The 14,912-nt window shown below is 74.9% G+C and carries 13 protein-coding genes; 5 read left to right on the plus strand and 8 right to left on the minus strand.

The genetic code is table 11. The annotated features are described in order from the left end of the window. The first annotated feature begins 28 nt into the window (after positions 1-28). Positions 29-3,514: a S8 family serine peptidase gene (locus tag ACFYUV_RS44760; protein WP_387680573.1), complete on the plus strand. Its 3,486-nt coding sequence runs from the start codon at positions 29-31 to the stop codon at positions 3,512-3,514. Between the two features lie 4 nt (positions 3,515-3,518). Here ACFYUV_RS44760 and ACFYUV_RS44765 read toward each other — a convergent pair whose 3' ends face one another. Together ACFYUV_RS44765 and ACFYUV_RS44770 are read right to left on the minus strand one after the other, a co-directional pair. Then, on the minus strand, positions 3,519-4,490 hold the full coding sequence (locus ACFYUV_RS44765; RefSeq protein WP_387680575.1) for a helix-turn-helix domain-containing protein: 972 nt from the start codon (positions 4,488-4,490) through the stop codon (positions 3,519-3,521). Between the two features lie 64 nt (positions 4,491-4,554). After that, positions 4,555-5,463 carry a hypothetical protein gene (locus ACFYUV_RS44770; RefSeq protein ID WP_387680577.1) on the minus strand — a complete coding sequence of 303 codons (909 nt, stop codon included), beginning with the start codon at positions 5,461-5,463 and terminating at the stop codon, positions 4,555-4,557. Positions 5,464-5,698: 235 nt separating this feature from the next. Here ACFYUV_RS44770 and ACFYUV_RS44775 point away from each other — a divergent pair, with 235 nt between their 5' ends. Beyond that, positions 5,699-6,388 carry an NUDIX domain-containing protein gene (locus ACFYUV_RS44775; protein ID WP_387680580.1) on the plus strand — a complete coding sequence of 230 codons (690 nt, stop codon included), beginning with the start codon at positions 5,699-5,701 and terminating at the stop codon, positions 6,386-6,388. A 9-nt stretch (positions 6,389-6,397) separates the two neighbouring features. Here the strand turns inward: ACFYUV_RS44775 and ACFYUV_RS44780 are convergent, their stop codons facing one another. Then, entirely contained in the window at positions 6,398-7,351 is a 954-nt protein-coding gene (locus tag ACFYUV_RS44780; RefSeq protein WP_387680993.1) for a helix-turn-helix domain-containing protein, read from the minus strand. 180 nt (positions 7,352-7,531) lie between these two features. On the opposite strand from ACFYUV_RS44780, the gene ACFYUV_RS44785 reads away from it, so the two are divergent. Together ACFYUV_RS44785 and ACFYUV_RS44790 are read left to right on the plus strand one after the other, a co-directional pair. Continuing rightward, complete coding sequence (locus ACFYUV_RS44785; protein WP_387680582.1) at positions 7,532-7,753, plus strand: DUF3072 domain-containing protein; 222 nt, start codon at positions 7,532-7,534, stop codon at positions 7,751-7,753. A gap of 87 nt (positions 7,754-7,840) precedes the next feature. Continuing rightward, on the plus strand, positions 7,841-8,602 hold the full coding sequence (locus ACFYUV_RS44790) for a hypothetical protein (RefSeq protein WP_387680585.1): 762 nt from the start codon (positions 7,841-7,843) through the stop codon (positions 8,600-8,602). On the opposite strand, the gene ACFYUV_RS44795 is transcribed toward ACFYUV_RS44790, so the two are convergent. Beyond that, positions 8,589-10,034 (minus strand): multicopper oxidase family protein, encoded by a 1,446-nt coding sequence (locus tag ACFYUV_RS44795; protein ID WP_387680587.1) that lies wholly within the window; start codon positions 10,032-10,034, stop codon positions 8,589-8,591. The genes ACFYUV_RS44790 and ACFYUV_RS44795 overlap by 14 nt on opposite strands. A 213-nt stretch (positions 10,035-10,247) precedes the next feature. On the opposite strand from ACFYUV_RS44795, the gene ACFYUV_RS44800 reads away from it, so the two are divergent. Next, positions 10,248-11,360 carry an ABC transporter substrate-binding protein gene (locus tag ACFYUV_RS44800; RefSeq protein WP_387680590.1) on the plus strand — a complete coding sequence of 371 codons (1,113 nt, stop codon included), beginning with the start codon at positions 10,248-10,250 and terminating at the stop codon, positions 11,358-11,360. Between the two features lie 17 nt (positions 11,361-11,377). Here ACFYUV_RS44800 and ACFYUV_RS44805 read toward each other — a convergent pair whose 3' ends face one another. The 4 genes from ACFYUV_RS44805 to ACFYUV_RS44820 all read right to left on the minus strand — a co-directional run bounded on the left by ACFYUV_RS44805 (position 11,378) and on the right by ACFYUV_RS44820 (position 14,894). Continuing rightward, positions 11,378-12,247 carry a GNAT family N-acetyltransferase gene (locus tag ACFYUV_RS44805; RefSeq protein ID WP_387680593.1) on the minus strand — a complete coding sequence of 290 codons (870 nt, stop codon included), beginning with the start codon at positions 12,245-12,247 and terminating at the stop codon, positions 11,378-11,380. 64 nt (positions 12,248-12,311) lie between these two features. Then, complete coding sequence (locus ACFYUV_RS44810) at positions 12,312-13,238, minus strand: hypothetical protein (protein ID WP_387680595.1); 927 nt, start codon at positions 13,236-13,238, stop codon at positions 12,312-12,314. Then, positions 13,235-14,272 (minus strand): hypothetical protein, encoded by a 1,038-nt coding sequence (locus tag ACFYUV_RS44815; protein WP_387680598.1) that lies wholly within the window; start codon positions 14,270-14,272, stop codon positions 13,235-13,237. Before ACFYUV_RS44815 ends, ACFYUV_RS44810 begins: the two co-directional genes overlap by 4 nt. Continuing rightward, positions 14,265-14,894, minus strand: coding sequence for an RNA polymerase sigma factor (locus tag ACFYUV_RS44820; protein WP_387680601.1), 630 nt, complete (start codon positions 14,892-14,894; stop codon positions 14,265-14,267). The genes ACFYUV_RS44815 and ACFYUV_RS44820 overlap by 8 nt, the downstream gene beginning before the upstream one ends. Positions 14,895-14,912: the final 18 nt, after the last annotated feature.

Here is a 14,912-nt window from a genome sequence, read left to right on the forward strand (position 1 = left end):
GGTGGCAGGAGTCACCACCGCCGCCCTGTTGAGCTCCCCGTTATCGGCGGCCACGGCCGCGGCCGAGCCCGCCGGCGGGAGCGTCCACCGCGTCACACTGATCACCGGGGACGTGGTGACCGTCAGGCAGGCCGAGCCGGGCAGGCAGGCGGTGGAGGTGAAGCCGGGGCCGGGCCGTGAGCGGATGGCGTTCAGCACCACCGAGGAGAACGGCGAGCTGCGCGTCCTGCCCAAGGACGTCGTGCCCCTCCTGGCGGCCAGGCGGCTGGACCCGGCCCTGTTCTCGGTCACCCGGCTGATCGCCCAGGGGTACGACGACGCCAGGTCGGACAAGCTGCCGCTGCTGTTCCTCTACGACGGCGCCGCGCCGAAGAGCGCGTCCGCGCCCGAGCTGAAGAGCGTCAACGGCCGGGTGGTCGCCGCCGACAAACGCACGATCGGCGGGTTGTGGAAGTCGCTCGACGGGCAGCGGGCCACGCTGTCTCAGGGCGTGTCGAAGATCTGGCTGGACGCCAAGGTCAAGGCCACCCTCGACCACAGCGTCCCGCAGGTGGGCGCGCCGGAGGCGTGGCAGGCTGGGTTCGACGGCAAGGGCGTCAAGGTCGCCGTGCTGGACACCGGCGTCGACGCCACCCACCCCGACCTGGCCGGACGCGTCAAGCAGAGCAAGGTGTTCACCGGCGAGCCGAGCGTCCAGGACGGCAACGGGCACGGCACCCACGTCGCCGCCACCATCGCCGGCGGCGACGGCAGGAAGGGCGTCGCCCCCGGCGCCGAGCTGATGGTCGGCAAGGTGCTCGGCGACGACGGCTCGGGCACCCTGTCCGGCGTCATCGAGGGCATGGAGTGGGCCGCCGCCGAAGGCGCGTCGGTGATCAGCATGAGCCTCGGCGGCAGCCCGACCGACGGCACCGACCCGCTCAGCGAGGCCGTGAACACCCTCACCGAGCGCACCGGCGCCCTGTTCGTGGTGGCGGCGGGCAACGACGGCGCGGCCTACTCCATCGGCACGCCCGGCGCGGCGACCTCGGCGCTGACCGTCGGCGCGGTCGACGGCAAGGACGCCCTCGCGGAGTTCTCCAGCCGCGGCCCGCGCCTGGACGACGCGCCCAAGCCCGACCTGACCGCGCCCGGCGTGGCCATCGTCGCGGCCCGCGCGGCGGGCACCAGCATGGGCGAGCCGGTGGACGAGCGTTACACGGCCGCCTCCGGCACCTCGATGGCCACGCCGCACGTGGCCGGGGCCGCCGCGATCGTCAAGCAGCGCCACCCCGCCTGGACGGCCAGGCAGATCAAGGACGCGCTGATCGGCTCGGCCAAGCCCATCCCCGGCCAGCAGATCGACGACGCCGGCGCCGGCCGCCTGGACGTGGCCCGCGCGGTGCGCCAGGGCGTGACCGCGACCGGCGTGGTCGACCTCGGCAAGCATCAGAAGGACCAGGGCCCGGCCACGGCCGAGGGCACCATCACCTACGCCAACGGCACGGCCGCCCCGGTCACGCTGCAGCTGGCCACCACCCTGGACAAGGCCGAGCTCAGCGCCGCGTCCGTGACGGTCCCGGCGGGCGGCACCGCCGACGTCAAGGTCACGGTGGACCTGGCCGAGCTCTCCTTCGGCCGGTACGGCGGGCTGGTCACCGCCACGGCGGGCACGGAGCAGGTGCACACCACGCTGGCGCTGACCTGGAAGGGACCGCAGCACAAGGTCCGCTTCACCGCCGTCGACGCCGCGGGCAGGCCGACCGGCGCCGACACGCTGTCGATGTTCGGCGCCTCCCAGCAGGACGACCTGTTCACCTGGCTGCCCCAGGAAGGGCTGACCGTGGAGGTGTCCGAGGGCACCTACATGACGCAGTCGCTCAACCTGGGCGGCGGCTGGGGCCGCACCCACCCGCGGGACGGCATGGTCGTCATCCCCGAGCTCAAGGTCGACCGCGACCTGGACGTGGTGCTCGACTTCCGCAGGACCACCCCGGTGACCATCAGGACCAAGGAACCCGCCGAACAGGTGGGCATCTACACCTACTTCACCCATCGCGCGTTCGGCTCGCGCAAGATCTCCCAGGGCGTCATGAACTTCGACGTCATCGAGGGGCTCAACGTCTCGCCGACCCAGCCCGTGCGGGACGGCTCGTTCGAGTTCGCCTCGCGCTGGCAGCTCGTCGCGCCGAAGCTCACCGCCCGCGTGCCCGGCTCGGGCGAGCCGTACCCGATGGGCTTCCTGGGCCGGTCGCCGGGCGTGGACGGGCGGCACATGTGGCGGCTCGCCGACGGGGCCGCCGGGTCCAAGGGCAAGGCCGCGGTCATCCGCAGCCAGGACATCGACTGGTCCGACCCGTCCGGGGCCGCGATCAGGGCGGGCGCGGTCGCCGTGATCCTGGTGCTCTCCCCCGACGACGCGTTCGGCCACGACTGGAAGCCGGTCGGCGCCGACCTGCCGATCCCGGCGCTGGTGGTCGCCGGCGACGACGGGCAGCGGATGCTGGAGCGGATGCAGAAGGGCAACGCCAAGCTGGAGGTCACGGGGCAGATGGACTCGCCCTACCTCTACGACGTCATGCAGGTCTCCGACGGCCGGGTGCCGGACAAGATCGTGCATGAGGTGAACGACGGCAACACCGCCCGGGTCACCACGACCTATGCCGACAACGGCGGTTTCGGCTGGGCCAAGGAGCAGCGCTTCGGCTGGCGTCCCTGGCAGTCGTACGCGCTGGGCCAGCAGATGGAGACCCAGCGGATCGTCAGGACGCCGCTGCGCCGCACCGAGTACGTCAGCGCCGACGGCTCCTACTGGCAGCACCTCGTCAACCACCAGTACGTCTGGGACGAGATGGGCCGGCTGCTCGACGGCATGACCGAGCAGCCGCGCACCTACCAGCCCGGCGCGCGGATCAGCGAGAGCTGGCACGCCCCGGTGGTCCGCCCGGCGATCCCCGGCTGGCTCAAGCCGTCCACCCGGGAGGGCGACACGATGGAGATCCGCGTCCCCGAGTTCGTGGACTCCTCCGGGCACGTCTCCCGTGCGGGCGTCGACAACGACACCGCCTCGGCCCGGTTCTTCCGCGACGGCACGCTGGTGGCCGAGCGCGACGCCGCCTGGGGCGCGTTCCCCGCGGCGCCGCAGGAGGCCGCCTACCGGCTGGAGCTGTCCACCAGGCGCACCTCGGAGGAGTGGACCACGGCCACCGCGACCGAGACGGCCTGGACGTTCCGCTCCAAGCCGGGTGACCGGGTGCTGCCGCTGCTCCAGGTCGACTATGACGTGCGCCCGGAGCGTCCCGGTCTGGTGGGCTTCGCCGTACGGCATCAGGAGGGCGTGACCGGGGTGCGCGCGAAGGACCTGAAGCTGGAGCTGTCCTACGACGACGGCGCGACGTGGCGGCGGCAGCCGGTGATCCCGCTCGGCGGCGGCCGCTACGACGCGATCGTGCTGCGCCCGCACCCGTCGCTGCGGGTCACCGCCACCGACTCGGCCGGCAACACGGTCCAGCAGACGGTGATCAGGGCCTACTGATCGGTCAGAGCCAGTTCTCGCGGGCGGCGTGCCAGGCCAGTTGCATCCGGGTCTGCGCACCCGCCCGCTCCATCAGGTAGGCGATCCTGCGCTGCACCGTCCGCTGGGAGATCTTGAGCTGGGTGGCGATCGACTTGTCCGGAACGCCGGCGACCAGCAGCGACAGCAGGTAGAGATGGTCGGCGTCGAGCGGGCTGCCCGGGTTGGTGATGCTGACCGGGGTGGCCCGCTCCCACAGGCTCTCGAACAGGGCCTTGAGGGCGTCGAGCAGGCTGCTGGGCCGGATCAGCGCGGCGGTGAGCTGGGTCAGGCCGTCGGTGTGCTGGATGAGCGGGAGCACGCCGAGCTCGCCGTCCGCGATGATCATCCGTACCGGCAGGACGGGCAGCGCGCGGGCCTGCTCCCCCAGCGTGATGCCGTCGGCGAGGTTGACCAGCATGCCGGGTTCCTCCAGCAACGCCCCTTCGTAGATGACGCGGTAGCCGACGCCACGCCGCAGCGCCGCGAGCTCCTCGCCGTTCTCCTGCGAGCTCATCGCCACGTGCCCGGCCCGGCAGAGGCTGAGCACCTCGTGCCGGGCGCCGTCCTGGAGCAGCCGGAGCTGCTCGCGCAGCGCCGCCCGGCTGGTGATCACCTCGATGAGCTGCGCGGCCTCGCGCCGCCTGGCGTGCGCCAGGTACTCCCCCGTGAGCTGCTCCATGGCGTGCCGCGCCCGGTCGACCTCGGCCTGCCGCCGGTGCAGCCGGGCCGCGAGCGCGACGTCGGGGGCGACCGCCGTGAACCGGCCGGGCTCGCCGGGAACGGCGCGCGCCAGGCCCTTGGCCAGCAGTGAGCCGAGCGCCTGCCGCGCCACCTCGACCGGCACGCCCAGCTCCTCGGCCAGGGCGTCGGACTCCACCTCGGTGGTCCTGACCAGCAGCCGGTAGGCGGCCTCCTCCTCCGCGCCCAGCCCCGCCGCGCTCAGCACGTGCCGCACACGGCCCGATCCAGATTCACCCGGCCATTGTAGGGAGCGGCCGCCGGGGCGACGGCCGGGCCTGTCACGTCACGAGTTCGGTGCGCAGTTCGTGGCTGTCGTCGGGGAGCCGGGCCTCGTAGAAGACGCGGTGGGCGCCGTCGGGGAGCGGGAGCACGTCGAGGTAGCGGACGTCGGCCACCGGCGGCCCGTCCACCGGCGTCAGCAGCGGCGCTCCGCCGGCCCCGGTCGCGCCGGCGGGCGTGGCGAGGCCGGTGCGTTCGCGCCAGTTCTCCGCCGCCGAGGCCCGCCCGTCGTAGCAGGCCCGGCCGTCGGGCAGGACGCTGGTCAGCCGGGCGCCGCGGGCGTCCCACGAGCCGGGGCGGCCGGTGAGGACGGTGCCGTGCGGCCGCCAGTTCAGCCCGTCGTGGCTGGTGGCGTACGCGGTGCTCATCCGGTCCTCCCCGCCGGGCGTCTCCAGCGGGTGGCAGCAGATCCAGGCCCGCCATCCGGTGCCGTCGTACCGGATCACCGGGTCCTTGACGCCGGTGCGGGCGTCGCCGGTGAGCACCGGCCGGACGTCCGCCCCGGCCAGGCCCTCCGGGGACGCCGCCTCGACGACGCCGATCCACCAGTGCCTGGTCCCCGGCGTGGCGCAGCTGACGTACAACCGCCACCGGCCGGACGGCAGGCGTACCAGGGCGGGGCGCTCCACCATCGCGGCGCCGAAGCGGCCGCGCGGCAGGACGGCGACCGTGGTGAACCGTTCGCCGTCCGCGGAGCGGGCCACCGCGTTGTGGTCCTCGCCGCCGGCGCGTACGCGGTAGGCCAGGACGTACGTGCCGTCGGCGTCGAGCGTGGCGCTCGGCGCGCCGGCCCAGTGCTGCGGCCCGCGGCCGGGCGCCGGAACGGCGACGGCGTGACGCTCCTTCCCCTGGCCGGGCAGCGGGAAGGAGGGCACGAGCGGGGAACGGGGGTACGTGCTTGCGGTCATGGTCCGAGTCTGCGCGGGAGGGGGATCGCGAGGCAGTGGCAGTACTGCTCATATACGGGAATTTCCTGCCATACTCGGTGACCGGGATCCGGCACCCCTGACGAAAGGGCGACATGACGGCACGATCGGCACGACAGCCCGCTCCGGCCTGCGCGGGCAGAGCGGCGGACAGGCCGGTTCCGCCCGGCTGCCACCTCCCCACGGCGGGCGCGTCCGCCCGGCGCGGACGGTCGTCGTGACCGCGGGCCTCGACGCGCCCGACCGGCGTGGCCGTACCGGCCTGGACCAGGCGGGACGCGACCTGACCGGCAACCCCCGGGTGCGGGTGCGCGACGTGCGGCTGCTGGCCTGCGACTGGTACGTCCTGCGCACCACCACCTTCGACTACCAGCACGCCGACGGCCGCTGGAGCACCCAGCAGCGGGAGACCTACGACCGCGGCAACGGCGCCACCGTGCTGCTGTACGACCCCGCCCGCCGCACCGTCCTGCTGACCCGGCAGTTCCGCTACCCCGCCTACGTCAACGGGCACCCCGACGGGATGCTCCTGGAGACCGCGGCCGGGCTGCTGGACGACGACGCGCCGGAGGAGGCGATCCGGCGCGAGGCCGCCGAGGAGACCGGCCACACCGTCGGCGAGGTCGAGCTGGTCTTCTCCGTCTACATGAGCCCGGGGTCGGTGACCGAACGCCTGCACTTCTACGCCGCGCCGTACAGCGCCGCGACCCGCACCTCGGCGGGCGGCGGGGTCGCGGCGGAGGGCGAGGACATCGAGGTCGTGGAGCTCGACTTCGACCACGCCCTCGACCTGATCGAGCGGGGCGAGATCGCCGACGCCAAAACCATCATGCTGCTGCAGTGGGCGGCGTTGAGCGGCCCCTTCTCCCCCGCCCGCGCGCCGGACGGGCCCGTGGCGCGCCTGTAGGGACCGGCGTCACGGAAGGCGGCGGAAGGCGCGGCGGTAGGCGGCGGGGGCGACGCGGCGCCGGGCGGCGAAATGGTGGCGCAGGGTGTCGGCGCCACCGAACCCGGCTCGGACGGCCACGGCGTCCACGCTCAGATCGGTGGTCTCCAGCAGCTCCTCGGCCAGCTGGAGGCGGCGTTCGAGCAGCCAGCGGTGCGGGGTGGTGCCGGTCAGGTCCTTGAACCGCCGGGCGAACGTGCGCGGCGACATGGCCGCGCGCGTCGCGAGCGCCTCCACCGTCAGTGGCCGGTCGAGGTGCTCCTGGATCCAGTCGAGCAGCTCCGCCAGTTCGTACGGGGTGCGCCGCGGCGGCATGGGCGCCTCGACGTACTGGGCCTGCCCGCCGGCGCGATGGGCCGGCACGACCAGGCGCCGGGCCAGGGCGTTGGCCATGGCGGCTCCGTACTCCAGCCGGATGAGGTGCAGGCAGGCGTCGATCCCGGCCGCGGCTCCGGCGCTGCTGAGCACGGGGCCGTCCTCGACGTACAGGATGCCGGGCTCGACGGTGATCCGGGGATGGCGGCGGGCGAGCAGGTCGGCGAACTGCCAGTGGGTGGTGGCGCGCCGGCCGTCGAGCAGCCCGGCGGCGGCCGGCAGGAACGCGCCGGTGCAGACGGTCAGCACCCTGGCGCCGCGCCCGACCGCCTCCCGCAGCGCCGCCAGCAGGGCGGCGGGGACGGGCGCGTCGAGCCGCGGCCAGGCCGGGACGGCCACCAGGTCCGCCTCGGCGAGCCGGTCGAGCCCGTGCTCGACGTGGACGGCGAACCCCGAGGTCGTGGGGATGGCGCCGGGCTCCGCCGCGCAGACCGCGAAGTCGTGCACGGGCAGCCCGTCGTCGGTGCGGTCCAGCCCGAACACCTGGCAGACGATCCCGAGCTCGAACGCGGCGACCAGGTCCCCGACCACGGCCGCGACCCTGCGCATCACGCCCGCCAGTATGGCAGGAACTTCCCGGACCCGGGCATTTCCGCCGCGCGGTCAGGTGAGTGCCCGCACTGCCCGGACAGAGCCGCCGGACCACCGGCGGGCGACCTCGCGTTTGCGGCGCGCTTGTTCGGGCATGGCGTGCTGACCCAGGAGAACGTGAGTTCGAGGAGAGTCAGCATGAGTCACGGACCGGCGGAGAAGGACCCCGACGAGTGGACGACCGGCGACGAGCCCATGACCGGCCCGCAGGAGTCCTACCTGCACACCCTGGCCAGGGAGGTGGGCAGGGAGGTGCCCGGCGGGCTGAGCAAGGCCGAGGCGTCCCGGTTGATCGACGAGCTCCAGGAGAACAGCGAGCGCCTGCGCGCCTCCGGCGCCCCGCAGGAGGGCGCCGGCTGATCCGCCGGGCGCCGGCCCGCGAGGGGGAGGCGGTTCCCCCTCGGGAGGGAGATCGGGGGCGGGCCGCGCGGCCTACCGTGGGCGGCCATGAGATCACTCACACGGCCCGCGCTGCTGGCCGCAGGCTGGACGGCGGCGGCCGCGCTCGTGCTGGTGGCGCCGGGGAACCTGGTCATGCGGCTGGCGTTCGGCAAGCTCGACGACCCCGCGCTGGCCCGGCAGTCGCTGTCCGCCGCGCTGGGGGTGCTGCTGGCGCTGGCGGCCGTCCGCTTCGGGACGCGTACCGCCGCGCGGCCGCACCGGCGGCGGGCCGACGGGACGGTCCGGCCCGCCCGCTGGGCCAGGGCGGCGACCTGGACGGCGGCCGTCCTGCCGATGCTGGGCTTCTCGGTGCCGCACCTGCTGTGGGGGCTGGGCCTGCCGCTGGGCGTGGCGGAGGGCTCCCGCGCGGGCCTGGCGGAGCTGGGCGGCTCGGCGGTGTTCTGGGTGCTGCTCGTCGCCGGGCCGGTGGCCGGGGGCCTGCTCACCCTGGGACTGATCGCCCGATGGGGACAGATCGTCCCGCGCTGGGTGCCCCTGGCGGGAGGACGGCGGGTGCCGCGCGCGCTCGCGGCGGTCCCGGCGGCGGCCGTGGGCATGCTGGTCGGCCAGTACGGCGCGATGATGACGAGCTGCCTCGCGTTCGGCGTCACCCGCGGGTGCGCGCCCGGCGGCGGCGCCGAGGTCCTGGACGGGAGCTGGGGATTCGCCGGGACCTACCCGGTCTTCCTGCTCTGGGGGACCTCGCTGCTGGCCGCCGCCGCCGGATACCTGCACACGACCGCGCGGACGCCGGTCAGTGGCTCATGACGTGCCGGCGCTTCGGGGGCCTGCCGTAGCCGAGCAGGCCCATCATGCCCTGCTCCTGGTGGTAGAGGTTGTGGCAGTGGAACATCCACTCGCCGGGGTTGTCGGCGTGCACGTCGATGCTGATCCGCTTGTACGGCATGACGTTCACGGTGTCCTTCCGCGGTCCGCCGCGCTCGGTGGTCCGGACCTGGAAGGTGTGGCCGTGCAGGTGCATCGGGTGCCACATGTGCGTGTCGTTGTGCATGACGATCCTGATCGTCTCGCCCCGCTCGACCCGCAGGCGCAGCGGGTCGTCGGCGAGGTGCCCGTTGAGCGGCCACTCGCTGCCCGAGGTGCCCTGACGCCAGCCGAGCGTGACGGTGACCGTCCTGGACGGCGGGCGCAGCTGGTCGCGGCGGCGCGCCTGGAGGTCCTGGTAGGCGAGCTGCCGCCGCTGGAGCTCCGGCACGGCGCCGTCCGGTGACGGCGTGCGGGCGCCGGGCGAGGTGCGCACCACCGCGAACGCCCGCCCGGCCTTGCCCTCCGCCATCGCCATCAGCGGGAACGCCCCCGCGTCGAGCGTGACGACGAAGTCGTAGCGCTCCCCCATGCCGATCACGACCGTGTCCACGGTGACCGGCTTGACCGGGAAACCGTCGGTGTGGGTGATGGTCAGGCGGTGGCCGCCGAGCGCCACCCGGAAGGCGGTGTCGGCGGCCGCGTTGATCACCCGGAACCTGGCGCGCACGCGGGGACGGCTCATGAAGATGGTGGGCTCGTCGGCGGTACGGCCGTTGACCAGGTAGTACGGGTAGCGCGCGTGCCCGGACGTGCCGCCGAGGACGTGGCTGCTCAGGGTGTCGTCGTGCGGGGTGGTGCTCAGCGCGCGCAGCGTGTCGTCGGGCGTGCCGTCGACGCCGTCCTGCCAGTCGTCGAGGACGACGGTGAACTCCTGGTCGTACCCGAGCGGCTCGTACGGGTCCTCCACGATCAGCGGGCCGTACAGGCCGCGGTCGCTCTGCATGCCCACGTGGGAGTGGTAGAAGTAGGTGCCCGGGTCGGGGACGGTGAACACGTAGTCGAACGTCCCGCCGGGCCGGGTCGGCCGTTGCGAGAGGCCGGGCGCGCCGTCCATGTCGGCGGCGATCCTGATGCCGTGCCAGTGCACGGTGGTCGGCGCGGGCAGGTCGTTGACGAGCCTGGCCCGTACGGTGCCGCCGGCCGTGGCGCGGATGGTCGGGCCGGGCAGCAGGCCGTCGTAGGCCCAGGTGGACACCGTCCGTCCGCCGAGGGACACGGTGGCGGGCGCGGCCCGCAGCACCCTCCTGCCGGCCGTCTCGGCGGCCCTCCCCGCCGACGGCCCCGCGGACGGCCCCGCGGACGCTCCGGCGGCGGCCGACGGAACGGCGCCCAGGGCGGCGAACATGCCGCTGACGAACAACCTGCGGGACACGGTCCCACGCGAATCAGTCACTACGGATCCCCCTCATCCATCTCGCAAAATAACGGAGAGTCACCGTAGAGGGACGACGCCACGCGCGTCGGGCGGTTCAAGATCGCCGTACTCCGGCCGGGGACGGCCCGCACCCCGGCCCCGGCGTCGTCGCGACGCCGCGATCCCGGCATACTGGGCCATCGGATCATCACGTTCAGGGAGATCATGCGCATGAGCACGCCGTCGTCGCAGCCGGGGGCCGAGCGGGCCGGCGGGCCGTCCGTCCGGATCGGCGCGCTCGTCCCGCTCACCCCGCCCGGCTGGGTCGAGGCGGGCCGCCACCTGCTCGCCGGGCTGGAGCTGGCCGTGCGGGACGTCAACGACGCCGGCGGCATCGGCGGCCGGCCTTTGGAGCTGGTGGTCCGGGACACCGCCGCCGACCCGCAGAAGGCGGCGGCGGCCGTGGACGAGCTGGCCCGGCTCGGGGTGGCCGCGCTGACCGGCGAGTACCACAGCGTGGTCGCCCGGACCGCCGCCGCCCGCGCCGAGGCCGTCGGCCTGCCGTTCCTCTGCTCCTCGGCGGTCCTCGACGCGCTCACCGAAGAGCCCGCGACGTGGGTCGCGCGCCTGGCCCCCGCGCAGTCGCGCGGGTGGCGGATCTTCGCCGACTTCCTCCTCGGCGCGGGCCACGAGCGCGTCGCGGTGGCGACGCAGCCGAGCGTCTACTGGGCGTCGGGGCTCGGCGTCCTGCGCGACCACCTCGCCGCCCGCGGCGGCACGGTCACCGAGCTGGACCTGACCGCGCTCACCCCCGCGGCCGTGTGCGACGAACTCGCCCGCGACGGCGCGACGGCGCTGCTTCTCCTGGTCGGCCACCCGGAGCCGGCGGTGCCGATCGTGCGGGCCGTGCGCCGCGACCGGCGTCTGGCCGGGACCCTGATCGGCGCCCCGGCCGGGCAGCCGGAGTTCCCGGGGTGGGCCGAGTCGCTGGGCGACGACGGCGCCGCGATCCCGTTCCTGCGCTACCTGCCCGAGAGCCTGAGCCCTCTGGGCGTGCGGGTGGCGGCGGCCCTTCGCGAGCGGCTGGCCGCGACGCCGTCGTTCGTCGCCTTCGAGGGCTACGACACGGTCACCGTGGTGGCCGAGGCACTGCGGTCGCACGGCGTGGACCGGGTGGCCGTCGCCGGATCCTGGCCGCACGTCGCGGTCGAGGGCACCCGGGGGCCGATCCGGTTCTCCCGCGCGCCGGGCATCGGCGTCTGGCAGTGGGCCTGGCCCCCGATCCAGGTCGCCGACCGCGACCCGGCGAACCCGGCGCGCTTCCGCACCCTGCACACCGCCTGACCGCCGCGCGGGACGCCTCAGGAGGGGTGGCGGGACACGTCGTGCCTCTCCGTCAGCCGTTCGAGGCCGGCCGACCGGTAGGTGGCGACGGCACCGGCGTTGGAGCTCGGGCAGCACACGAGCACGCTGGACGAGCCGGCCTCCCGCAGCGCGCGCGCCGCGGCGACCGTGATCGCCCGGCCGTGCCCGCGCCCCCGGTGGTCCCGGTGCACCCCCATCGGCTCGATCAGCCCCGGCCTGCCCGCACCGGCCGACCAGACCGCCACGGCCGCCACCGCCGCGCCCTGGTCGTCGCGGGCGAGCAGGCACCGCGCGCCGGCGTACGGGACGCCCGCCGCCATCGCGTGCCAGCGCTCCTCGGTGAAGGTCGAGCCGTCGAACGACGCCCGGATGACGGCGGCCCACTCGGGCGCCTGCTCCGGCCCCACCGCCTCGACGTGCACGCCGGGATCCGGGACAGGCGCGCCGAGGTCGCGCCCGAGCACCGTCCACGGGTCGTCGGCCGCCCAGCCGTCCTTCAGCAACAGGTCCCGCACCAGCGCGCCCGGCGGCGACTCGACGTACGCCCGCCCCTCGGGCAGCACCCCGCGTGCGGGCTCCGACACGTCGCCGGCCACCCGGCGGGCCAGCTCCTCGTCCTGCGCCGCCCCCGGCGCGAACGCCAGCCGCAGCAGGTCGGCGCCGTCCAGCAGACCGGCCGCGACGACCTGCCCGGCCCGGCTCCAGGTCAGGGTGGCCGCCGCCGTGCGCCCCGGGCCGAACCGCCAGAACCATCCCAGGTCGCCCGGATGCAGTTGCACGGGCTCTCCTTCGCGCTGCCACTCCCCCAGCAGCCGCACCACGTCGCCGAGTCCGTCGATTCCCGGCCTGCCCGTCTCGATCGTCATCCCCCGATCACACACCACCCCGCCCGCCGTCCGCATCCGGATTTCCCGCGGGCCGGCAGGGCGGCTAGGGAATCCGCGGGGCCGCGAGCCGGTCGTCGGTCCAGGCCGCCGTGATCGTCGTGACGCCGGTCTTGCCGAGCACGGGCTTGCCGCCGTCCTTGAGGTCGGTGTACTCAGCCAGCACCGTCATGGCCGTGGTGTCCACGACGTACTGCTGCCGCAGCACGGCGCCCTTGCCCGCGAGGACCGGCAGCGCCAGCTTCCGGCCGGAGCGGCCGAGCGGGTCCTTGGCGTCGCCGAGGTCGTCCACGCCCTTGGTGGTCCTGAGCACCTGGTAGGCGGCGGCCCTGACCTTGTCGGGAGCCGGGACCGCGTACAGCAGGGTGACGGCCTCCTCGGCGACGTACCGGTCGCGACGGTCCAGCCAGTCCTGCTTGCGCGCCTTCGGGTCGGTGGTCGTGGCCTCCCGCGCCGCCTTGTCGATCCAGGCGTCGACGTCGGCGGTGAGGTACGTGCGCAGCCCGTCGGCGTCCGCGGGCAGGGACTGGAGCTGCTGGGGGCTCACGTACTTCTCGTCGCCCAGCCGGAAGCCGGGCGGGCGCTTCTCGGCCACGAGGGTGCCCTTGCCGGGGGCGGTGGACAGGCGGATCTTCATGCCCTCCGTCCGGTACGCCCAGCTCGTCGGCGAGCCGTCGGCGCGCCAGGCCGCCTCGTCCTTCGCGGTCGCGGGCCTGGCGCCCAGGTCGCGGTACCCGCTCCAGCCCTTGCCATCGGGCGACGACCAGTGGGTGCTGACGTTGCGCTGGGTCAGGTGGTAGCCGCTGCCGACCGCGCGGGGATGGACGCTGGTGCGGATCGACTCGACCCGCCAGTACGCCCCCTCGGGCGCGTCGGCCGAGGCCGGGACGGCGGTGGCGGCGGTACCGGCGATGCCGGCGATGCCGGCGGCCAGCGCCAGACCGGCGGCGGCGAGGGCACGGGTGTGTCTCATCGGTTCTCCTTCAAGGGGTTGACGTCCGCCCAGCGGCTGTCCTTGATCGCGATGTACGTCAGGAGCAGGCCGTCGGCGGCGGAACGGGTTTCGACGGAAAGCGGGCTGCCGGAGACCGGGTCGATCACCAGCCGGGTCCTGGCCGCGCCCGGCCGGGCGGTCGGGGCGAACTCGCCGGCGTCGTACTCGACCGCCTGACCGGCGCGGCCCAGCACGTCGGTCACCGGCCCGACGGCGGTGACGCCGGGCAGGGAGGCGAGCAGCCGGTAGGCGGCGGCCCTGGTCCGGCTCGTCACCGGCGCGAACAGCAGCAGCCGCGCCGCCGCGTCGATGGTCGCGCGGTCGTCGGAACCGAGGTAGGCCCGCAGCGCCTCCGGCGTGTCGGGCACCTCGCCGGCCTTGGTCAGCGGCCTGCCCGCGGTCAGGACGCGGAAGTCCCAGTCCTCGGTGGACCAGGTGCGCGGCGGGCCGGGCCGGGCCCGCACGACCCCGGTCCGGCCGTCCTCCGCCGGCTGGTCGAAGGTCCAGGACGTGGGCGAGCCGTCGGCGGCCCAGGCGGCCTCGTCCTGCGGTGTCGCCGGCACGATGCCCTGCGGGACCTTCCGGTGCCAGGTCAGGCCCTCGGGGTCGGCCGGGATCCACGTCTCGACCGACTCGCTCTCCCGCAGCACGTACCGGCCGCCGGGCTCGCGGAACAGGCGGCCGCGCACCTCCGTGCCGCCCCACCAGGCGCCCGCGTCCGGCAGCGCGGCGACCGAGTCCGCCGCGACCAGCAGGAACCTTTTGCCGTCCGCCTGGGTGAGCGCGGCCGGGCGGGCGGGCCCGTCCGGCGGGGGCATGAGCCGCGGGACGGCGATCGCGGCGGCGGCCGCGGCCAGGAGCACCGCCCACGCGCGCCGCCTCGTGGTCCGGCCCGCCGGACGGCGGCGTTCCCGGGCGACGGCGGCGTCCAGCCGGGCGCGGCCGGCCCGCTCGATCTCGGGTCGCAGCGGCGGTGCGGGCAGCAGGTCCCGGACCGCCCGGTAGTCATCCATCCGAGCCTCCGTGCAAAGGGTTGACGCCGCCGAGGGCGGCCCGAAGTTTTCTGCGCACCCGCGACAGGCGCGAGCCGACGGTTCCGTACGGGATGTCGAGGGCCTGGGCGACCTCTTCATGGCTCAGCTCGGCCAGCGCGCTGAGCAGCAGCACGTCCCGGTCGCCGTCGGGCAGCGCGCGCAGCTCGGCGGCGAGCCGGCCCTGTTCGCTCTGGGCGTCCACGCGGATGACGACGCGCTCCTCGTGGCCGTGCTCGGGCTCCTCGTGCGCGCCCGCGCTGCGTTGCAACGCGGCCAGCCGCCGGGCCTCGGTGCGCCGGTGCAGGGCGATCAGGTTGCCGGCGAAGCCGTACAGCCAGGGGCGGACCATGCCGCGCCGGGGGTCGAACGTCGCGCGTTTGCTGAAGGCGGCCAGGAAGACCTCGGCGGTCAGGTCGTCGGCGGCCTGCCGGTCGAGCCGGCGGCCCAGGTAGGCGTGGATCTCGCCGACGTACCGGTCGTAGAGCTCGCCGAACCGCTCGGGGCGGCGGCGCGAGAGCTCCAGCAGGGCCTCGTCGCTGATCGCCGCCGGCGGGCCGGTGCGGTTCCGGACCGTCGGACGGGCCGTCGAATGGGCAGTCACACCCCTACTCCACCGGTG

Source organism: Nonomuraea sp. NPDC003560, from assembly GCF_042878785.1.
GTDB lineage: Bacteria > Actinomycetota > Actinomycetes > Streptosporangiales > Streptosporangiaceae > Nonomuraea.